21 protein-coding genes are annotated in these 21,942 nt (G+C 39.4%); 19 read left to right on the top strand and 2 right to left on the bottom strand.

Features of this window, described 5'->3' with window-relative positions; genetic code table 11:
* The first annotated feature begins 171 nt into the window (after window positions 1-171).
* The 7 genes from EO127_RS08010 (at window position 172) to EO127_RS07980 (ending at window position 7,268) form a co-directional block, all read left to right on the top strand.
* Window positions 172-738, top strand: coding sequence for a DUF3793 family protein (locus EO127_RS08010; RefSeq protein ID WP_127448857.1), 567 nt, complete (start codon window positions 172-174; stop codon window positions 736-738).
* Between the two features lie 11 nt (window positions 739-749).
* On the top strand, window positions 750-1,166 hold the full coding sequence (locus EO127_RS08005) for a flavodoxin domain-containing protein (RefSeq protein WP_127068235.1): 417 nt from the start codon (window positions 750-752) through the stop codon (window positions 1,164-1,166).
* A gap of 191 nt (window positions 1,167-1,357) precedes the next feature.
* Window positions 1,358-2,152, top strand: a complete 795-nt coding sequence (locus EO127_RS08000) for a DUF3100 domain-containing protein (protein ID WP_009353070.1) — start codon at window positions 1,358-1,360, stop codon at window positions 2,150-2,152.
* A 1-nt stretch (window position 2,153) separates the two neighbouring features.
* Window positions 2,154-2,615, top strand: coding sequence for a hypothetical protein (locus EO127_RS07995; protein ID WP_127068234.1), 462 nt, complete (start codon window positions 2,154-2,156; stop codon window positions 2,613-2,615).
* A 155-nt stretch (window positions 2,616-2,770) separates the two neighbouring features.
* Window positions 2,771-4,090, top strand: a complete 1,320-nt coding sequence (locus EO127_RS07990; protein WP_127448856.1) for an amidohydrolase — start codon at window positions 2,771-2,773, stop codon at window positions 4,088-4,090.
* Between the two features lie 89 nt (window positions 4,091-4,179).
* On the top strand, window positions 4,180-5,697 hold the full coding sequence (locus tag EO127_RS07985) for an NAD(P)/FAD-dependent oxidoreductase (RefSeq protein WP_127448855.1): 1,518 nt from the start codon (window positions 4,180-4,182) through the stop codon (window positions 5,695-5,697).
* A 407-nt stretch (window positions 5,698-6,104) separates the two neighbouring features.
* Window positions 6,105-7,268: a cation diffusion facilitator family transporter gene (locus EO127_RS07980; RefSeq protein ID WP_240646054.1), complete on the top strand. Its 1,164-nt coding sequence runs from the start codon at window positions 6,105-6,107 to the stop codon at window positions 7,266-7,268.
* Window positions 7,269-7,630: 362 nt separating this feature from the next.
* On the opposite strand, the gene sstT is transcribed toward EO127_RS07980, so the two are convergent.
* Window positions 7,631-8,851: a serine/threonine transporter SstT gene (gene sstT, locus EO127_RS07975; protein ID WP_127448854.1), complete on the bottom strand. Its 1,221-nt coding sequence runs from the start codon at window positions 8,849-8,851 to the stop codon at window positions 7,631-7,633.
* Window positions 8,852-9,029: 178 nt separating this feature from the next.
* Here sstT and EO127_RS07970 point away from each other — a divergent pair, with 178 nt between their 5' ends.
* Window positions 9,030-9,749, top strand: coding sequence for a class I SAM-dependent methyltransferase (locus EO127_RS07970; protein ID WP_240646052.1), 720 nt, complete (start codon window positions 9,030-9,032; stop codon window positions 9,747-9,749).
* Between the two features lie 46 nt (window positions 9,750-9,795).
* Here EO127_RS07970 and EO127_RS07965 read toward each other — a convergent pair whose 3' ends face one another.
* A complete protein-coding gene (locus tag EO127_RS07965; protein ID WP_127448852.1) occupies window positions 9,796-10,428 on the bottom strand; it encodes a superoxide dismutase in 633 nt (210 codons plus the stop codon).
* Between the two features lie 209 nt (window positions 10,429-10,637).
* Here EO127_RS07965 and EO127_RS07960 point away from each other — a divergent pair, with 209 nt between their 5' ends.
* The 11 genes from EO127_RS07960 to glpX all read left to right on the top strand — a co-directional run bounded on the left by EO127_RS07960 (window position 10,638) and on the right by glpX (window position 21,816).
* Window positions 10,638-11,228 carry a hypothetical protein gene (locus EO127_RS07960; protein WP_127448851.1) on the top strand — a complete coding sequence of 197 codons (591 nt, stop codon included), beginning with the start codon at window positions 10,638-10,640 and terminating at the stop codon, window positions 11,226-11,228.
* Window positions 11,229-11,351: 123 nt separating this feature from the next.
* Window positions 11,352-12,671 (top strand): nucleobase:cation symporter-2 family protein, encoded by a 1,320-nt coding sequence (locus tag EO127_RS07955; protein WP_127448850.1) that lies wholly within the window; start codon window positions 11,352-11,354, stop codon window positions 12,669-12,671.
* 160 nt (window positions 12,672-12,831) lie between these two features.
* The gene (locus EO127_RS07950) at window positions 12,832-13,284 is read left to right on the top strand and encodes an MOSC domain-containing protein (RefSeq protein WP_038144922.1); all 453 of its coding nucleotides are present in this window, start codon (window positions 12,832-12,834) and stop codon (window positions 13,282-13,284) included.
* The gene (locus EO127_RS07945; protein ID WP_127448849.1) at window positions 13,277-14,239 is read left to right on the top strand and encodes a GTP 3',8-cyclase MoaA; all 963 of its coding nucleotides are present in this window, start codon (window positions 13,277-13,279) and stop codon (window positions 14,237-14,239) included. Before EO127_RS07950 ends, EO127_RS07945 begins: the two co-directional genes overlap by 8 nt.
* A gap of 5 nt (window positions 14,240-14,244) precedes the next feature.
* The gene (locus EO127_RS07940) at window positions 14,245-15,270 is read left to right on the top strand and encodes an aldose epimerase family protein (RefSeq protein WP_127448848.1); all 1,026 of its coding nucleotides are present in this window, start codon (window positions 14,245-14,247) and stop codon (window positions 15,268-15,270) included.
* Between the two features lie 31 nt (window positions 15,271-15,301).
* Entirely contained in the window at window positions 15,302-16,477 is a 1,176-nt protein-coding gene (locus tag EO127_RS07935; RefSeq protein WP_127448847.1) for an iron-containing alcohol dehydrogenase, read from the top strand.
* A 173-nt stretch (window positions 16,478-16,650) separates the two neighbouring features.
* Complete coding sequence (gene greA, locus EO127_RS07930; protein ID WP_127069396.1) at window positions 16,651-17,124, top strand: transcription elongation factor GreA; 474 nt, start codon at window positions 16,651-16,653, stop codon at window positions 17,122-17,124.
* Window positions 17,125-17,151: 27 nt separating this feature from the next.
* The gene (lysS, locus tag EO127_RS07925) at window positions 17,152-18,672 is read left to right on the top strand and encodes a lysine--tRNA ligase (protein ID WP_062401429.1); all 1,521 of its coding nucleotides are present in this window, start codon (window positions 17,152-17,154) and stop codon (window positions 18,670-18,672) included.
* A 222-nt stretch (window positions 18,673-18,894) separates the two neighbouring features.
* The gene (serS, locus tag EO127_RS07920; RefSeq protein ID WP_127448846.1) at window positions 18,895-20,172 is read left to right on the top strand and encodes a serine--tRNA ligase; all 1,278 of its coding nucleotides are present in this window, start codon (window positions 18,895-18,897) and stop codon (window positions 20,170-20,172) included.
* Between the two features lie 13 nt (window positions 20,173-20,185).
* Entirely contained in the window at window positions 20,186-20,830 is a 645-nt protein-coding gene (gene fsa / locus EO127_RS07915) for a fructose-6-phosphate aldolase (RefSeq protein ID WP_127448845.1), read from the top strand.
* 23 nt (window positions 20,831-20,853) lie between these two features.
* Window positions 20,854-21,816 (top strand): class II fructose-bisphosphatase, encoded by a 963-nt coding sequence (gene glpX, locus EO127_RS07910; RefSeq protein ID WP_062401433.1) that lies wholly within the window; start codon window positions 20,854-20,856, stop codon window positions 21,814-21,816.
* Window positions 21,817-21,942 lie beyond the last annotated feature (126 nt).

The following is a 21,942-nucleotide window of genomic DNA, read 5'->3' as shown; positions in this document are numbered from 1 at the left end:
ATGAAAAAACTTCTCATGCTTATTGACAGATGATAGGATTGTTTGTATTATAATAATAGAAATAATTTTCATTATTTTGATTCATCTTTCGAGATGATATATATCCGGATTATCTATTTGCTGTGAGAGCAAGTGTTCTCCCCAAAATAAGTAAAAAGGCAGGTACAACAAATGGAATCCATCGAGCAGATTATCGGTTACCATTGTGCGCCCGCGATTCGAGGAATTAAAGTGGCAAATCTTGTTGCTTTACCTCAGCATTTAGGGGCTAAGATGGTAGAAAAAACAAATGAGTATAATGATAAATTTAATCAAAAAGGACTGTTCTTTTATGAACTGTGCCATTGTGAAAAACGAAAATTATTACTCGTATTTCGTGAACGTATGCTTGAGGACTATTTGAGACAACCTGAGGTGCTAGCATTTTTACATCATTATGGATATGAATCCTATGAAACATTGGCAGATTGGTTATTACATTTGCGTGAGCGTATTGAAATGAGCGATGTGTTTCCTCATGAAATCGGTGTATTTTTAGGATATCCATTAGAAGATGTAAAAGCGTTTATTCAATTCCGAGGAGCAGGCTATAAAGTCTGTGGTGACTGGAAAGTATATGGAAATCAAGCGTCAGCTATGCACGCATTTCATTGTTTTCGAATGTGCCGTGACTACTGTCACGCACAGTTGAATAAAGGAAAATCTTTAGAGTCTTTGGTTGCCGTAACGGCATGCTAGGAGGTAACATTATGATCGCTGTAATTTATTGGTCTGGAACAGGTAACACAGCTGCAATGGCAGAAGCTGTAGGTAAAGGCATCGCTGATGCTGGTCAAGAAGTGGTAGTAAAATCCGTTTCTGAAATCACTGCTGATGAAGCAGCTGGCTATGAAAAATTAGCATTAGGCTGTGCTGACATGGGTGCTGAAGAATTAGAAGACGGCGAATTTGCACCATTCTATGAAGCATTAGAACCTAAATTGGCAGGCAAAAAAGTAGTATTGTTCGGCTCCTACGGTTGGGGTGGCTCTTGGTTAGATGACTGGGCTGGCCGCGTAGAAGGCGCTAATGGCGTTGTAGTTGACAAATTACCAGTAATGGGTGAACCTGATGATTCTGGTAAAGAACAATGTGAAGCATTAGGAAAAGCTTTAGTAAATGCATAAGCCAATATACGGCATATGATACACCAATATACTAGCTCTTAATCATAAGGGGTGGATAGATATATCTATTCACCTCTTATTTTATTTTTGCAACCTGATTGCTAATTCGGAATCACTCACAGATTGACCGTGCACGTTAAACTTTACTATAATAAAGAAATAGTTATAGTTATTAGTATAGGAGGTATTGTATGCAAGTATTACAAAACTGGAAATTACATGCATTGGCTCTTGTGATTACCATCATTGCAGAAATGATTGGAATCCAACGATTTGGAGCTGTGGTATTCTTACCGCTTCTTTACGCGTTGATTATGGGTTTATTTGTATCCATTCCATCATTCAAAATTTTAACAGTGGAAACCATGGAAAAATCAGCGGATTATCTTGGGATTGCAGTGATGCTCTTAATGGTTAAAGTAGGATTAGGGATTGGCCCTAACTTAGAAATCTTATCTACAGCTGGATTAGCTCTTATGTTACAAGAGTTAGGTCATTTCTTTGGTACTATTTTATTCGGCTTACCAGTGGCATTACTAGTAGGAATGCGCCGTGAAGCAGTAGGTGCATGTTACTCCGTAGACCGGGAACCTAATGTGGCGATTATCATCGATAAATTTGGCTTTAGTTCTCCTGAGGGTCGTGGCGTGATGGGTATGTATATCTGTGGTGTATTGATTGGCGCTATGTGGGCCTCTGTACTAGCAGGATTCTTTGCTCAAATGGGCTGGTTCCATCCATTGGCATTGGCTATGGGGGCAGGTGTAGGTAGCGCTAGTATGATGGCTGCTTCTACAGCTCCTATTATTGCGGTGTATCCAGAGTATGAAGCTCAAATTGCAGCCTTAGCAGGGGCAGCTAATTTGTTGACTACCGTATTAGGTGTGTATTTTGGTATTTTCGTATCCTTACCGGTGATGGAAAAAACATATAATTTCTTTACAGGCCGCACACGTGAACAAGATTTAGCAGAGGAGGGACAATAAGATGACTATGAGTGAAAAAATTACGCAATTTGTCATTGTCATATGCATTGCAGCGATTATGACTGCCGTGGGGAACATCATTGATGGTAAGCATCTATTGGGCCCAAGCCTTGTAGGTGTGTTTGTTATTGCAGGCTTAGCTATTATTGGTGCTATTATTTCTTATTTGCCATTAGCAAACCGTTTCCCTATGGTATTCTGGGTATCTTTAGTAGGTGTCATTGCCTCCTTGCCAGTCATGCCAGGACAAGCATGGATTATTGCACAAACAAAAGAAGTAACATTCTTAGCCACTACTACACCTGTATTGGCTTACGCAGGTCTTTCCCTAGGAAAAGACTTGGGAGCATTCCGTCGTCTATCTTGGAGAATCATTCCAGTAGCGTTAGCGGTAACAGCTGGTACATTTGTATGTGCTTCAGCAGTAGCACATTTTGTATTGCATATGCAAGGTGTAATTTAAATACAATGATATAGGTTATAGCTGAACCTAATGAAAGAGAGTTGATGAATTCTTATCAACTCTCTCTTTGTTTTCATGATACAATAGGATGTAAGAGTCATATATAGATACCTTTTAGTGAAGGTATTTTCATACAATGTAAAAGGAGACAGACTATGTTAACGAAAGAAGAAGTGAAACAACGTGTATGCGATGCCATTGTAGCAGGGCAAGATCGCTTGCGTATGTTGGCGAGTGCCATTATGGATGAACCAGAATTGGGATATAAAGAACATAAGACATCTCAAAAAGTACAAGATATGTTTACGGAATTAGGGATTCCTTTTACAACGGGGCATGCCATTACAGGTGTGAAAGGACGTCTGCAAGGCGGCAAATCTAAAAAAACAGTAGCCATGATTGGTGAACTGGATGCCATTGTATGTCATCGACATCCAAAGGCAGATCCTTTAACAGGGGCAGCCCATTGTTGTGGTCATAATGTGCAAATTGCCAATCTATTTGCAGTGGCTATGGGCTTACAAGCAGAAGGTGTTATGGAATCTCTCGGTGGGGATGTAGTTTTATTTGCGGTCCCAGCAGAAGAGATGATCGAAGTAGATTATCGCAATACATTGCGTGAAAAAGGAATGATTAAATATTTAGGCGGTAAGCAACAGCTGATTTATGAAGGAGCTTTTGATGATATCCATATGGCGATGCAAATGCATGTGGAAACAGCGGACACACCGACTGGAGAAATGAATTTAGGTAGTACCTCCAATGGATTTGTGGCAAAACTGATTGAATACCATGGTAAAATTGCCCATGCAGCGGCATCTCCTCATGAAGGGATTAATGCATTAAATGCAGCTTTGATGGGGGTGATGGGAGTCCATGCTATTCGTGAGACTTTCAAAGAGAGCGATTATTTCCGTTTCCATCCTATCATTAATCAAGGGGGAACCTTGGTCAACTGTGTACCAGATTATGTGCAAGTTGAAAGCTATGTGCGTGCTTCTAATGTACAAGCTATTGTGGATGGGAATCAACGTGTCAATCGTGCCTTGAAAGCTGGCGGAGATGCAGTGGGGGCTACTTGTGTGATTCATGATCTACCGGGCTATTTACCGATGCGTGATAATCCAGATATGAACAGTTTATTGCGGTCTAACTCAGAACCGCTATTTGGTACAGACAATGTACGTCAACGGGTGCATATGACAGCAAGTACTGACATGGGCGATGTATCCCATTTAATGCCTGTTATCCACCCTTGGGTGGGATGTATTGAAGGGGTGCTCCATAGTGCGGAATATAATATTACCGTACCAGATGTAGCCTATATTAAAACGGCTCAAGCCTTAGCCATGACTATTGTTGATTTATTATATGATGAGGCACAGGTTGCGGAAGAAATTTTAGAAAACTTTGAAGCTCCTTTAATAAAAGAAACGTATATTGAATTGTTAGATTCTATTGCCAGTGGAAAATAGTAAAAATTCTCATATCTAAAATAGTCGATGTATGATATACTATATACAAAGAATAAAGATTATCCATTGGTTTAGAAAGGATGACGTAAATGAAACAATATGATGTAATCGTAATTGGTACTGGTGGTGCCAGTTTAGTAGCTGATGCAGCATTAAAAGCAGGCAAACGTGTAGCTGTTATTGAAAAAACAGGCTTTGGTGGCACTTGTTTAACACGTGGCTGTATTCCAACAAAAGTAATGGTTACTGCAGCGGATGTGGTACATGAAAGCCATGGTTGGAAAAAAATTGGTGTAGAAACTGCCACACCGACTCTTAACTGGGATGTAGTGAGTGAACGGGTTTGGAAAGCTATCAATAAAAGCAAAGGGGTTAAAGAGTTTTATGAAAGCTTTGATAATGCTGATGTATACCATGGAGCGGCGACTTTTGTAAGCGATAAAGTGTTATATGTAACATTACAAGATGGTACAAAAACAGAAGAAATTACAGCACCTACGATTATCATTGGTACAGGCGGTCATTCTAAAGTGAACCATGTAGATGGCTTAGAAGAAGCGGGATATATTACGAGTGAGAAATTATTTGGCAATGAATATCCAAAAGTACCATATAAACGACTAGCTGTATTTGGTGGTGGTCCTATTGGTACAGAATTTGCTGGCGTGTTTGCTGCAGCGGGTACAGAAGTGACATTGATTCAACGTAATGTGCGTTTGTTGCCAAAAGAAGATGAAGCGATTTCTGCTCATATTTTAGAAGAAATGAAAGCCATCGGCGTAAACGTATTAACAGATACTGTATGCGATAATGTGCGAGTAGACAATAGTGATAAAGTGATCACTGTGAAAAACCGTACTACTGGGGAAGTATCTGAAATCCGTGTAGATGAAATTTTGGTGGCTACTGGTATTGCTCCGTCCGTAGAAGATTTGCACTTAGAAAATACGCACATTGAACAATTACCAGGCGGTTGGATTAAAACCAATGAATTCTTAGAAACATCGGTAGAAGGTGTGTATGCTTTAGGTGATGTAAATGGTAATGCAGCTTTCCGTCATCGCGCTAACTATGAAGGGGATATTATCTCTCATAACTTATATCGTGCTACGTCTCCAACAGACTATCGTTGGGCTCGTTATGATTTGATTCCTATGGTGACTTTCACCTATCCAGAAGTCGGTCGTATTGGTATGACAGAAGCGGAAGCAAAAGAAGCCGGTTATGATGTAGGAGTTGGTATCAACCATTATTCTAACTCCGCCAAAGGCATGGCCCTAGGCATTGATAAAGGTGATGTACACGATGGATTCATCAAAGTGGTAGTTGATAAAGCTACAAATCGTCTATTAGGGGCTCATATCGTGGGACCACAAGCATCGATTTTGTTCCAACCATATGTACATTTAATGAATAGTGGTGAAGTGAAATTAGTGCCGGTTCATGAAGACATCGGTTCTAGCACAACAAAAGAACTACGTGCACAAGGATTGACACGGTATTTGGATCCACAATCGGTTATCTCCATTGGTGAGGCGATGGCTCCACATCCAACATTGTCAGAGGTTTCTATGTGGACACAAGTGTTCTACGAACATAAATGGTAATCCATTAATAATATATAAATTTAAAAACTGTAGTGATGGGGAGGCTATCACTACAGTTTTTTAGTTCTATGACAGATAGTAAAGTATATAATCGTACCCTAGTAGTATAAAGGAGGCTACTAAGGATACTTGTAAAACTACTTCGTGGCAATGCTAATGTGGATGATTAGTTTACAATATGATCCTATATCCTATGAAAATGGAATGAGCTATTCCTGTAACACTTAGGGTATGATAATTTTGAAAACTATCGTTCTCAATTAAAAATATAGTTGATAAAAGAAAAATAAAAGTATATAATGAGAAAGTAATTGAGAATAAAAGGTTTGCTACACAGAGTAATACAATACTTGTGTTATATACCTTTATCATAAGTAGTACAGAATAAAGAAAGGAAGGAAGTATGTATGACAGAAGTTTTAATCCGTTTATTTGTTAAGAACAAAGATGAAGTAAAAGATACTAGTGTACGCCAACAATATGGTATTATGGCAAGCATAACAGGTATTATGGTAAATGTGTTAGTTTGTTTAGGCGAATTAGTCATCGGTTTTCTTATCGGCTCCATTGCCATGATTAGTGATGCCATCCATAATGTAGCAGATGCAGGAGGATCATTAGTATCCTTTTTGAGTTTTAAATTATCTGGACGTAAAGCAGATGCAGAACATCCATATGGACATGGTCGAATGGAGTATTTGTTATCCATTGGTTTTTCTATATTACTCTTTGTCGTAGCTGCTCAATTAGGCATTGAAGCGGTAGAACACATTATGAACCCAGAGGTAGTGGAGTTTTCCATGTCTGCACTAGCTGTTATGTTAGGCGCTATGGCTTTAAAGATTTGGTTATCCTTCTTCTTGCGTTCCATTGGTAATCGCATTGATTCCCCTATCTTGCGTGCCAATGGGAAAGAAGCTTTATCTGATGTATGGGCTACCGCAGCAATTGCTATTGGCTTATTGTTAGGTGGCATATTCCAATTGAGTGTTGACGGGTATTTGGGATTAATTGTAGCATTGATCATTGCAAAAGCTGGTTTTGAGGTGCTGAAAGAAGCGACAGACCGTTTATTGGGATTTGAACCTACAGCAGAGCGTGTGCAAGAGATTATTAGTTTTGTAGAATCTAAGCCCGGTATCTTAGGCACTCATGACTTAATGATTCATGACTATGGTCCAGGGCATGAGTACGCCTCCATTCACGTGGAAGTAGATGCCAAGCAAGATGCGATGACCATTCATACTATGGTTGACCGTGTAGAACGACAAGCTTTAAAAGAATTGCAGTTAAAGCTCACAATCCACATGGACCCAATCGTCGTGAATGAGCAAACTGTGGCCTTACAACAACGGTTAGTATCAGTTATCCAAGCCTACGATGATAGTTTCTCTTTGTATGATATCCGCATCGATGTGGAGAATAGAAAGATAGGCTTTGATGTACAAGTACCGCATAGTGTGAAATATACAAAAGAGGAACTTTCACAGAAATTGAGTCAGTTAGTGGAAGCGGTACTGCCGACATTTGTCGTGAAACCGAATGTAGTGCACGGCTATACTGGTGTATAATGATAAGTAGACAAAATCTAGGAACTATAAATATATAAAATATAAGAGGCAAGATGAACAATGGATGTCAACTTGCCTCTTATTTTTCTATTGCTTATTGGTGTCCCTAAATATATTATAAAACCAGTATATTTATATGTTATTACAGTTCTTATATAAAAGAAACTGAGCAGATTAATTGCTGTCTTCAAAACTTAGGAAAGAGCCAAAATAGTATACAAGGGATACTAAAAGGACTGGTACAGATTGTGCCAGTCCTTTGTAGTGCTTACTTTTATAAGCTATATGTATTGTATATTCTATTGGGCGTCCCATACCAAAGAACAAGTAGACCTTTCAAACGCTATGTATGAATTGTTCTCTTATACTTTGTCTGCTGGATAGCCATTGCGTGCATAATCTACAGCAGCTGTAAATAAGATATCTGTAGAAGAGTTCAATGCTGTTTCCGTAGAGTCTTGGATTACACCGATGATGAAACCAACACCTACTACTTGCATAGCTACGTCATTGGAAATACCAAATAAGGAACAAGCAAGTGGGATTAATAATAGGGAACCACCAGCCACACCAGAGGCACCGCAAGCGGAGATAGTAGCAATAATGCTAAGCAAGATAGCAGTGGCTAAGTCTACGTGGATACCCAATGTAGATACAGCAGCTAATGCCATTACAGTGATCGTGATGGCTGCACCGCCCATGTTGATAGTAGCGCCCAGTGGAATGGAAATGGAATACGTATCAGGTGTAATACCTAAGCGTTTTGCTAAATCCATGTTTACTGGAATGTTCGCAGCGGAACTACGAGTGAAGAAGGCTGTCACACCAGATTCACGAAGACAACGGAATACCAATGGATATGGATTGCGTTTCATTACGATAGCTACGATTAATGGGTTGATGATGAGTGCTACGGCAAACATGCAGCCTAATAATACTAATAATAATTTACCGTAAGTGAGTAAAGCACCTAATCCATTTTCGCCGATGGATTGAGCCACTAAACCCATGATACCAAGGGGAGCAAATTTGATGATCCATTGTACAGCTAGTGTGATTGCATCAGAGATAGAAGACATCACATCTTTTGTTTCATTTGCTGCATGGCGAAGGGCGAAACCAAATAATAAAGCCCAACCAAGAATACCGATGTAGTTACCACCTAAGATGGCTTTCACAGGATTTTCTACGATATTTGTTAATAAGGTAGAAAGTACTGCGGTGATACCGTTAGGAGGTGCTGTATCGGCTGGAGATGCGGATAATAACAAGGTAGTTGGGAATAAGAAACTGCCTACTACAGCGATAGCTGCGGATGCAAATGTACCGATTAAATACAAGACGATGATGGAACGCATGCCTGTTTTTTGACCAGAACGATGGCGGCTAACTGCTGCGATGACCAAGAAAAATACTAACACCGGTGCTACACCTTTTAATGCACCTACGAAGATGGTACCTAATAAAGATAACTTCACAGCATTTTCTGGTGACCATACGGCAATACCGGTACCGATTAAGAGGCCTATGCAGATCTGCTGGATAAGGCTAAATTTATTGATAAATTGAAATAATGCCCTCATAGAAAACTCCTTATACTTATAAATACTTAAAATCGAGTACAAATATCTACTCATAAAAGACATAAGCACATTATAAACGGAATAGATTCTTTTGGCAAGAGAAAAAAATCACAAATTATGGAATATCCTTAGCCATTCGTGTATAATGAATAGCGATATAATTAACTGGAGGTATATTGTGGAATTTAAAACACATGAAGATAAAAAAGCCTATGTGCAAGATGTATTTTCTCATATTGCGAAACATTACGATATGATGAATACCTTATTGAGCTTTAACCAAGATGCGCGGTGGCGTAGATTTGCTATCGAGCAATTAGAATTGACAGAAGGTATGCGATTGGTTGATATTGCATGTGGTACCTGTATGTTAACAAAAACTGCATTACAAGAAATTCCGTCCTTACATGTAGAGGGACTTGACTTTAGTCCTGAGATGCTTGCAGTTGGACAGAATCGGTTAGAGAAAGAAGGGTATACAGATCGTGTGACCTTAACCCAAGGGGATGCGATGGATTTACCTTATGAAAGCAATTCTTTTGATGGAGCTGTATCTGGTTTTGCCTTGCGCAATGTGCCAAGCATTGAACAAACGATTCGAGAAATGAAGCGTGTTGTTAAACCAGGTGGCAAAGTGGTTACTTTGGAATTAGCAAAGCCAACTATGTTTGGATTTAAACAAGCCTATTATTTATATTTTGAAAAGATTTTGCCTGTGTTGGGTAAATTGAGTCGTGATCAATCATCCTATGCGTGGCTCCCAGAATCCTTGCGCCGTTATGTAGGGCAAGAAGGTGTTCTTCAAATTTTTAAAGATGTGGGACTACAAGATGCTAAGTATTTTAAACTTACAGGTGGCATTGTAGCAGTTCATGTGGGCACGGTACCCGAAGAATAGAAAAAAGCTGTCATCCACGGCGACGTGATGACAGCTTTTGTTTGTTTTATTCATGTCCAAAGCGATTTGGATTTTTTAATGTTTCTTCATAGATATGATTTACAATCTTCCAGTTCACAATGGTGAAGAAGTTGTTAATATATTCTTCACGGCTGGAATGGGAATACATATACTCCCATAGATTGATACCTAATATTGCAGTTTGCATATCCATAATTGGATTATCTTGTTCTTTGGTGGAAGTAATGGAAAGGGTATTATCTGGGTTGATGACAAGCCAAGTCCATCCATTACCAATATGAGCGAGAGCCTCGTCAGTAAACTTCTTTTGGAATGTTTCCAAGGAACCAAAGCATCGATTGATAGCATCTTTGACTGGTCCGTCGATAGTACTTGTATTCGGGCTTGTCAAGGTGTGCAAAAATAAGGTTAGATTCTTATAGGTACCACCATAAATCTGAATGTCTTCACGAATTTCTTGTGGTACATGGCTTAGACCACCTAGTAGACAATCAATATGGCCGAAACGAAGGTCCGTAAATTCTTCTACTAGTTCATTAAGTTGAGATATGGCATGGCTGTATACATTAGTATACAAAGACGTGAGTATTTCTCTGTCGATGATTGGCTCTAAGGCGCGGTCAGAATAAGGCAGTGGTTCTAATTCAAAATATTTCATGGACACCTCCGTTGCAAAGACTTGATAATGATATATATTATCACAGTTAACTCTATGGTAATAGATAGGGAATTAAAAGTCAAGAAGCAAAGGACGTTTAAAAGATGCTTTCTATATACAATTGCACATTGAATAAACAATACAAAATCGGTATAATAAGAGATAATCAAAATACATGGAGTTACATCAATGGTTGAAAGGAGTTTTGTATGAAAACACAAAGTAAACATTGGATACTAGGCGCTGCTATTATTGGTGTGATAGCCTTAGGTCAAACGGCGTATGCGGCACAAGATCCGTTAATGTTACCAGAGCAAGAAGGCTTACAAGTTATTTCAGAAATACAAGCTAAGATTACAGTGGAGAGTCCCAATTGGGAAGTAAAGCAAGTGGTGGATACCTTTGCTAACTATGGGCAAGATCATAGTAAACAATTATATGAATTGCAAACGCATCAAGTTATCTCTGCAGGGCAATTGGACGTCATTAATGCATTGTATTATATGAATGTGCGGAAAAACTTTTACATTGAAAGCCATCGTTGGAAAAAAGATAGCTATGGAAGAAAAGTGTTAAATAGCTTATACGCAGATTATCAAAACTATTTAAATAGTCATCGTTATGTATCAGCCAATGAAGTAGATGCTTACAAGGAAGAGTTCTTAGGTATTTTGGCGCGTCATGCAGAGAAAGTGCACAATGATGAATTGCGTACATATATGAACGAAATGGTCATCTTTGGGCTAGAGCAAGCTATGAAAGATCATAACCCTTCCGTCCAAGAATACAAAGGAAAATAAGCCTTAGCCTACTCGTCATAGAGTAGGCTAATTTTTTGACAAATTATATAAGTTATGGTTTAATGTAATGGTGTTGTAATTAGTACAACTTCTTAATAATGTAAAAATGAATGGAGAGATGACATGAGTGAGCTCGCTAAACAGGTCCACCCTGTTGACGAAATGTTACCCCTATCTAAGTTGTTTTCCTATGGATTACAACACGTATTGGCTATGTATGCAGGTGCAGTAGCTGTGCCTATTATTTTGGCAAATGCATTGGGATTATCAACACAGGATTTAATACGCCTCATTAATGCGGATCTATTTGCTTGTGGTATTGCCACATTGATTCAAACCTTAGGAATAGGACCAGTAGGTGCACGTATTCCTATGATTCAAGGCGTTACCTTTGCATCAGTAGCACCTATGATTATTATCGGAACAGAGCATGGTTTACCAGCTGTATATGGTGCCATCATTGTGGCAGGATTATTTACCTTTTTGATTGCTCCTTATTTTAGTCGTCTCATTCGATTATTTCCGCCTGTAGTAACGGGGACGATAGTTACTATTATCGGTATTAGCTTGATGCCTGTAGCCATCATGTGGATTGCCGGCGTATCTCCGGAAGATCCGAACTATGCTAGCTCCACGAATCTATGGTTAGCAGGATTAACATTACTCATTGTAGTATTAGTCAATCGATTTGCAAAAGGTTTTCTCAGCAATTTATCTGTTCTCATCGGATTATTGGGGGGGACTATCATCGCCTATTTCTTAGGCGTTGTCAACTTTACAGAAGTTGGCCAATCAGATTGGTTTGGTATTGTGACACCATTAGCGTTTGGTATACCTACCTTTGATGTGAGTTCTATCATCGCTATGCTTGTGGTCATGTCTGTCTGTATGGTAGAGACCACGGGAGATGCCATTGCTATAGGTGAAATTGTGGATAAAAAAGTGGACAAGAAAACATTGAGCTCTTGTTTACAAGCGGATGGATTGTCTACTTGTATTGGAGGTTTTTTAAATAGTTTTCCTTATACGGCATTTGCACAAAACATTGGTTTGATTGCAGTAACGAATGTGAAAAGCCGTTTCGTGGTGGCTACATCTGGTGTAATCTTGATGGTGTTAGGATTGTTCCCTAAATTGGCTGCTGTAGTAGCATCCATTCCGAGTCCTGTATTGGGTGGTGCAGGGATCGCTATGTTTGGTATGATTATTGCTAGTGGTATCCGTTCCTTAGGAAAGGTTGAGTATGAGGATAATCATAACTTAGTGATTGTGGCTTTAAGCATTGGTGTGGCTATGATTCCTATCGGAGCCCCTCAGTTTTATCATAATTTTCCACCTGCTGCAAAAATTATTTTTGAAAGTGGCATTACCTTTGGCAGCATCTTAGCTGTCGTGTTAAACATGGTCTTTAACGGACTAGGTCATACAGATACAAAAGAATAATTGCTTTCATCTGTAAACATTGATGAAAGAATGAGCACGTCTCTAAAGAAATGCATTTATTGTGTTTCAAGATGACGTGCTTTTTATTATAGATTTACTGTGTAAACGTGATATAATAGGAACTATATAGGTAATTTTAAATATAATAATCTAAGGAGATATAATGGACGCAAAAATTATTGCTATTTCAATTAGCAGAGCAAAAGGACAAAAGAAAACAAACATCCCTGAAGCGGAGTTAGTAGTAAATCATGGTATTGAAGGAGATGCTCATGCAGGCCCATGGCATCGTCAATTGAGCTTGCTTGGTATTGAAAGTATCGAATTAATGCGTAAAAGCGGTGCTGATGTGAACCCTGGTGATTTTGCAGAAAATATTACTGTAGAAGGCTTGACTTTATTCCAATTGCCAGTGGGTACTAAATTAGCCTTAGGTAAGACTATCGTAGAGGTTACACAAATCGGCAAAGAGTGTCATCAAGGTTGTGAAATTATGCAACAAGTAGGAAGTTGCATTATGCCTACGCAAGGGATTTTTGGACGTGTTTTAGAAGGCGGAAAGATTCAAGTAGGTGATGCAGTGCGTATTGTTGAGGAGCCAGTCAATGCGTGATAGCCAAGGGCGTGTCATTGAGTATGCACGTATCTCCTTAACGGAAGCGTGTAATTTTTGTTGTGCCTATTGTCGGCCTCAGGAGATTACAGAAGCTATGGCGCCTGTGTTGCCGCCAAGCTTTTGGTTGCCTTTGTTAGAGGCATTGCACTTAGGAGGCGTCAAAGCTTTGCGCTTAACTGGGGGAGAACCATTATTGTATCCATATCTATATGAGTTGTTAGAGCGTATACAAGAGAGCCAATGGTTTTCCGATATTTCTATGACTACCAATGGTAGTCTATTAGAAACTCAGGCACAACGTTTATTTACAGCAGGGGTACAGCGATTAAATATTAGTTTAGACTCTGTGGAAGAAGAAGGATTTGCCAAAGCTGTAGGTCGCAATGGACAATTAGCTGGCGTGCTTCGTGGTATAGAAGCTGCAAAAACTGCAGGCTTTCAAAATATAAAAATCAATACTGTAGTGCAAGCGCCATTTTCTGACAAAGAAGTGGAAACCTTGTTGCATTATGGAAAAGAGTGGGATGTGGTCTGGCGATTTATTGAATATATGCCATTCCAAGGGAAACAAAGTCATGTGCCAACCTTTGGAGAGTGGAAGGAGCAGATTGAACGCATTGTGGGATCTGAGTTAACTCCAGTCACAGACCGATTGGGATTTGGACCAGCTCAATACTTCCAATTGCCAGATGGACAACGAATTGGCTTTATTTTTCCTTTGTCCAATCAATATTGTTCTTCTTGCAATCGCATTCGTTTCACTGCAGATGGATCGCTACGCTTATGTTTGTTGCGTGATGAAGATTTAGACTTGCGTGGACTTATACAAAATGGCGGTACACCAAAAACTATATTGCATTGCATTGAAGAGGCATTACAAGGTCGATACGCGAGTCATGATGGAAATTCCATTGAAAAAGTGGAACGTCCTATGTGGCGTATCGGAGGTTAGGAGTTATGATGAAAGTAGAATCTTTTGGACACTTACAAACAGGCCAAGAGGCTCATGTATATACAATAGAAAATGACGCACTGCGAGTACAAATTAGTAATTATGGTGCCACCATTGTCGCTGTCTATGACAAAGTGTTGCAACGCCATTTAGCATTGGGCTATGATTCTGTGCAGGACTATGAAACAAAGCATGGACAGCTAGGTGCTACCGTGGGTCGTGTGGCAAATCGTATTGCCAATGCAGCCTATACGTGGAATGGAACAGTTCACCAGCTAGAAGCAAATAATGGACCCAATTTATTACATAGTGGTAAAGGAAATATAGGGCATCGTTTATGGGATGTAGTGGAGGAGAGTTGTTCTGATACAGTGGTACATCTATCTCATTCCATTACATCTGCTGAAGATGGATTTCCAGGGGAGGTCTATGTAGAGGCGGTATTTAGATTGGTAGAACAGACGCTAGTAGTAACGTATGTTTACACAACTTCAGAAGATTCCTTTGTCAATTTGACGAATCATGTATACTTTAATTTACATGGAGAAGGTGACTTATCGAACCATGTATTAGAATTAGGATCTCATCAGTATATGCCATTTGGAGACCATCAAATTCCTCAGCTTGAACCAGCATCTGTAGAAGGAACACCGTTTGATTTTAGAAAAGGCATGGATCTACAAAAAGCATTGGACTATTATGCTGATGCCTTGAGCCAATATAAAGGATATGACCATGATTTTCTAACGGCTCCGGTAGAAGGAAGTAATGCAGTAGATTCTGTTGTGCCTTTTGCGGTGTTACAAGGTAAGGATGTGACAGCAGTATTCCATACGGATGCGCCACATTTTCAGGTATATACAGGAAATTGGTTAAACGAGGATGGTCGAGATCGTCATTATGGCAGTCATGCAGGGATTGCCATTGAGCCACAATTTGTGCCGAATGATATCAATATGAATGGTGAAAGCAAGACCAAAGCAGATACTGTCTATGAAAGAACAATTGCCTATTCATTTTATCATCGGTAGGCGTATCTACTAGCAAGGAGATAAGAGGCTAATGAAATCATTTACTTATTATAATCCAACCAAAATTGTATTCGGTAAAGATTGCGTGAAAGAATCATTAGTTGCTGAATTAAGCAACTATGGAACCCGAGTACTACTCACCTATGGTGGAGGTAGTATTAAAAAGAATGGCATTTATCACGCGGTAAAAGAAGCCTTAGAACAAGCGGGTAAAGAAGTGTTTGAGCTAAGTGGTATTATGTCAAATCCACGGACTACGAAAGTACGGGAAGGTATTGCTTTATGCAAAGAGCATAACATTGACTTTATCTTAGCTGTGGGTGGTGGATCTGTGATTGATTGCACTAAATTCATTGCAGGCGGAGCTAAGTTAGCAGATGCGGTTGATTTTTGGCAAACCTTCTTTTTAGACCATCAACCTGTAACGGAAGCATTGCCATTTGGGGTGGTCTTAACCATGGCAGCCACTGGTAGCGAAATGAATAATGGTGGTGTGATTACAGACTGGGAAACACAGAAAAAATTAAGTGCTTATGGACCTGTATTATTCCCTCAATTTTCTATGTTAGACCCTACCTATACCTATACATTACCGAGAGAACAAGTTGCTTATGGTATCGTAGATATGTTGTCTCATCTATTGGAACAATATGTGTCTACACCAGATGATGATAATGTGACGGATTCTGCCATTGAGGGAATCTTTAAAAATATAGTGCGCAATGGTCGAAAATCTATGGAAAACTTAGAAGACTACGAAGCACGTTCTAATATTATGTGGGGTGCTACCTTAGCCTTGAATCGTTCCTTAGGATTAGGAAAAAATCAAGACTGGATGACCCATGCCTTAGAACATGCTCTATCAGCTTTTTATGATATTCCTCATGGGGCAGGCTTAGCGATTATGCATCCAGCGTATTTGCGTTGGATTTTGCCTAAGGCTACAGCACGGTTGATGCGGTTTGCTAAGGAAGTGTGGGACATTGAACAAGGTACGTTGAGTGATGCAGACTATGCCTTAGCAGGTATTGAAGCTTTAGAAACATACTTCAAAGAAATAGGGGCTCCATCTACCTTGGAAGAAGTAGGTATTCCGAAAGAATCCTTACCACATATTGCGAATAGTTGCGTCCGCTATCCGACTGCATACAGCAATCTAACAGCGGAGGATGCCTTAGCTATCTATGAAAGTGTTTATAAAAAATAGTATCAGATCTCATGTGTGTCTTGCTAAGATAGGCTTTCAGATTGACATTTATAAGAGAAGTCAGTATAATTATAGCTATTGTTAATAAGAAATTTAAGTAACTTTTTCATAAGGGAGGCAGTGTCGTGTGGCACTGTTTTCTGTATATGAGGAATAGAAACGGAGAGACATACATGGCAGAGGTAAAAGAAACCTTACTTACAGCCGAAGGGTTGAAGAAGCTAGAAGAAGAATTAAATCATTATAAATCTGTACGTCGTATCGAAGTGGCTGAACGTATTAAAATTGCTATTTCTTATGGTGATATTTCAGAAAACTCTGAATATGATGATGCGAAAAACGAGCAAGCTTTCATCGAAGGTCATATCATCGAGTTGGAAAATAAAATTAATACGGCTAAAATCATCGATGAAAATGTAACAGGTGATACAGTAACGGTAGGTAGTAAAGTGACTTTGTTGGACGAAGAGTTTAATGAAGAATTAGAATATACTATCGTAGGTTCTTCTGAAGCGGATCCTTTCAATAATCGTATTTCTAACGAATCCCCTGTGGGCGTAGCGATTTTAGGAAAAGCGAAAGGTGACAAAGTAGAAGTGAACACACCAGATGGTATGGTGAGTTTTAAAATATTAAGCATTCAATAAGGGTAAAGAAGTATAAGGAGGCCCCTCATGAGCGAAGAAAAACATGTGCCGGAACAATTGGATTTAAACGATCAAATGTTGGTACGCCGCGAAAAGTTGGCGCAATATGAAGAGGATAATATCTATCCATTTGGACAACGATTTGTTGTTCAACATAAGGCACTCCAAATTAAGGATGAGTTCCGTGATTTTGATGGTCAACCAGTTGTGATTGCTGGTCGATTGATGACAATTCGTTCTCATGGTAAAACAGCCTTCGCTAATTTGCGCGATTTATCTGGCGATATTCAAGTATACTTCCGTAAAGATGTGATGGGAGAAGAAGATTACAAATATGTAAAAATGCTTGATATGGGTGATATTGTAGGTATCGAGGGCCATGTGTTTAAAACACAAAAAGGTGAAATTACTGTTAAAGTTAATAAATTGACTTTATTGTCTAAATCCCTTCGTCCATTACCAGAGAAATGGCATGGTTTAAAAGATACAGAACTTCGCTATCGTCAACGCTATGTGGATTTAATTGTAAATCCAAGTGTTCGTGATACATTTGTAAAACGTACGAAAATCGTAGCAAAAATTAGAGAGTATTTAAACAGCAAGCAATTCATGGAAGTAGAAACTCCTATGATGCATGCTATCCCAGGTGGTGCGGCGGCACGCCCATTTATTACGCATCACAATGCCTTAGACATTGATATCTATATGCGTATTTCCCCTGAATTATACTTAAAACGTTTAATCGTTGGTGGTTTAGAGCGTGTGTATGAAATTAACCGTTCTTTCCGTAATGAAGGTGTATCTATCCGTCATAATCCAGAATTTACTATGATGGAATCCTACCAAGCCTATGGTAACTTTGAAGATGCTATTGCTTTAACAGAAGGTGTGGTATCTTACTGTGCTCAAGAAGTACTAGGTACGACAAAAATTAACTACCAAGGCATGGATATTGATTTGACTCCACCGTGGAATCGTATCACTATGCAAGAAGGTATTAAACAATACACTGGGGAAGATTTTGATGCTATTGAAACATTGAGCGAAGCACGTGCGATTGCAGATCGCTTAAATGTAGAATATGGTGAAGCCGATGGTATTGGTAAAATTATGAATTTATGTTTTGAAGAATATGTAGAAGAAAACTTGATGCAACCAACTGTAGTATATGGACATCCAGTTGAAATTTCTCCATTGGCAAAACAAAATCGTGAGAAACCATTGACTACAGAACGATTTGAAATCTTCATTTATGGTCGTGAATTAGCAAATGGCTATTCCGAGTTAAATGATCCAATCGATCAAAAACAACGTTTTGAAAATCAATTAAAAGAACGTGAAGCCGGTGATGATGAAGCCCATCGTATGGATGAAGATTTCGTAACGGCCTTGGAATACGGTTTACCACCAACTGCAGGTTTGGGTATCGGTATCGACCGTCTCGTAATGTTCTTAACAGACTCTGCATCTATTCGTGATGTGTTGTTATTCCCTCTTATGAAACCAGAAGCGGTGAAAGTAGAAGAGGAAGAAACAGTAGAAGAATAATATATGTATGCGTAGGTCACAAGATATTGTGGGATGCGTAGATGGACAGCGACTAAACACTAATGCGTTTGGTCGCTGTTTTGTTATCCTCTGAGAGATAGGGAGAGGGCAAGAGGAAATTGCCCAAGTAAATGCCTATAAAGGTAGAAAAGTAATAGTAAATGTGCTAATATTAAAGATAGATTAATTAAGTACTTAAATGAATTCTATGAGGTCATGATTATGTTGGATTTAAAATTTGTCCGTGAGAATATTGAAACGGTACAAGAAAACCTAGATCGTCGTCATACAACGGGCGACTTGGCTAGCTTTGTGAAGTTCTACGATGAAAGACGTGCTATTATTCAAGAAGTAGAACAATTAAAAGCAGTACGTAATGCAGTAACAGCAGAAATCAGTCAATTAAAACGCAATAAAGAAAATGCAGATGATAAAATTGCAGAAATGCAACGAGTTGGTGATGAAATTGGTGCATTGGATAACAAATTGCGCGAAGTAGAAACAGAGTTGCAACAAGTAGCCTGGATGCTACCTAACATGTGTGATTCCTCTGTGCCAGTAGGTGCTGATGAAAATGAAAATATCGAACAACGCCGTTGGGGTACACCTCGCTCCTTTGACTTTGATGTAAAAGCGCACTGGGATTTAGGAGAATCTTTAGGGATTTTAGATTTTGAAAGAGCGGCTAAAGAAAGTGGTGCTCGTTTCACGATTTACAAAGGAATTGGTGCTCGCTTAGAACGGGCGTTGATTAACTTTATGTTAGACAAGCACGGTAGTGCTGGTTTTACAGAAATGATGACGCCTTACATCGTTACTCGTGAAACCTTGACAAACACAGGTCAATTGCCAAAATTTGCTGAAGACATGTATAAAGTGGAAGGGGAAAATTATTTCCTAATTCCGACGGCGGAAGTGACATTGACAAACTATCACGCCAATGAAATTTTGACAGCTGATGAATTGCCTAAATATTACACAGCTTTTACAGCTTGTTTCCGTGCCGAAGCAGGTTCTGCTGGTCGTGATACACGTGGTTTAATTCGCCAACATCAATTCAATAAAGTAGAATTAGTAAAATTTGCAAAACCAGAAGAATCTTTTGCAGAGTTAGAAACATTGACAGCGCAAGCAGAAAGCATTTTACAAGCCTTAGAATTGCCGCATCGTGTGATCACATTATGTACAGGTGATATGGGATTCGGCTCTGCTAAAACATACGATATTGAAGTTTGGATGCCAAGCCAAGGCGTATATCGTGAAATTTCTTCCTGCTCCAACATGACGGATTTCCAAGCACGTCGTGGTAATATTAAATTCCGTCGTGAACAAAAAGGTAAACCAGAATTTGTACATACGTTAAATGGATCTGGTTTAGCTGTAGGTCGTACAGTGGCTGCGATTTTAGAAAATAATCAAGAAGCAGATGGATCTGTACGTATTCCGACAGCGCTTCAACCATATATGGGTGGTTTAACTCATATTCATCCAGAGGTTTAGAAAGGAGTCCGCTATGAAATTCTTCATTGATACAGCTAATTTTGATGACATTAAAGCAGCCTATGAAATGGGCTTTATTGCAGGGGTAACAACAAATCCATCCTTAATCGTGAAAGAAAAACGTGACTTACACGAAGTGATTCAACAAATTGCTGATCTTGTAGAGGGACCAGTGAGCGCAGAAGTTATTGCTACGACAGCACCAGAAATGGTGAAAGAAGCCCATGAATTAATTAAGTTGGGTGACAATGTAGTGATTAAAGTACCTATGACAGCAGAAGGCTTAAAAGCAGTATCTGTACTTTCTAAAGAGGGAATTAAAACAAATGTAACATTGATTTTCTCTGCTAACCAAGCATTATTGGCAGCTCGTGCAGGTGCTACCTATGTAAGTCCTTTCGTTGGTCGTGTAGATGATATTTCTATGGATGGAATCCAATTAATCGAAGATATTGCTGAAATTTTTATGATTCATAATATTTCAGCAGAAATCATTGCAGCTAGCGTTCGCACGCCTATGCATATGACACAATGTGCCAAAGCAGGCGCACATATTGCTACAGTACCGTTTAATGTGTTACAACAATCCTTGAAACATCCATTAACAGATGCAGGATTAGCACGTTTTCTAGCGGATTGGGAAGCAGCCAATAAATAGTAGACACAAGTGGGAGGATCAAAATGGATCGCACATTAGCCTTAGAGTTTGTTCGTGTTACAGAAGCAGCGGCATTAAAAAGTGGTCGTTTATGTGGTCGCGGAGCCAAAGATGCAGCGGATCAATTAGCTGTTGATGGTATGCGCCAAACCTTCGATACAGTGCCAATTTCTGGTACCGTTGTGATTGGAGAAGGTGAAATTGATGAAGCGCCAATGTTGTACATTGGTGAACGTGTTGGGGCAGGCGGAGAAGAAGTAGATATCGCCGTAGACCCTATTGAAGGTACAAATCTAATTGCAAAAGGTCAAAATGGTGCTATTGCTGTATTGGCTATTGCTCCTAAAGGCGGTTTATTACATGCCCCAGATATGTACATGGAAAAATTGTGCGTAGGACCACGTGCCAAAGGTGTTATCGACTTGAATGAATCTATGACGGAAAACTTACGCCGTGTAGCTGCAAAAATGGAACGTGCCATTGATGATTTAACAGTAGTGATGTTGGATCGTGAACGTCACCAAGGATTAATGGATGAATGTCGTGCTGTAGGAGCGCGGATTCGTTTGATCACGGACGGTGATGTGAACCCAGCTATGGAATGTGGTTTAGAAGGTTCTGGTATTCATATGGTTGTGGGTACTGGTGGAGCTCCAGAAGGGGTATTAGCAGCAGCTGCTTTAAAATGTACAGGTGGGGATATGCAAGCTCGTTTGAAACCAGCTACAGATGAAGAAATTCGTCGCTGTCATGAAATGGGTATCACTGACCTAAACAAAGTCTTGACTATCGATGACTTAGTAAGTGGAGATGATGTTATCTTCTCTGCTACTGCTATCACAGAAGGAAACGTATTATCTTCTATTAAATACTTCCCAGGTGGCGCTCGTACTCATTCCGTAGTGATGCGTTATAAAACAGGAACCGTTCGTTTTGTAGATACTATCCATCGATTGGATAAGAAGCTTTCTATGAAAGTGAAATAAATAGCATACATCTATTCTAGGAAAGGCCGTCATAAGACGGTCTTTTTCTTGCGTATCAAGGAAAGATTTAGTATACTAGAGTATGAATGTTTGTCAGTCAAAACATGTTTGAAAGGTGATAGGGTA

Source organism: Veillonella sp. 3310 (assembly GCF_003999875.1).
Taxonomy (GTDB): domain Bacteria; phylum Bacillota; class Negativicutes; order Veillonellales; family Veillonellaceae; genus F0422.
The sequence above is the reverse complement of the archived record's forward strand: the minus strand, read 5'-3'. Positions and strand labels throughout refer to the sequence as shown.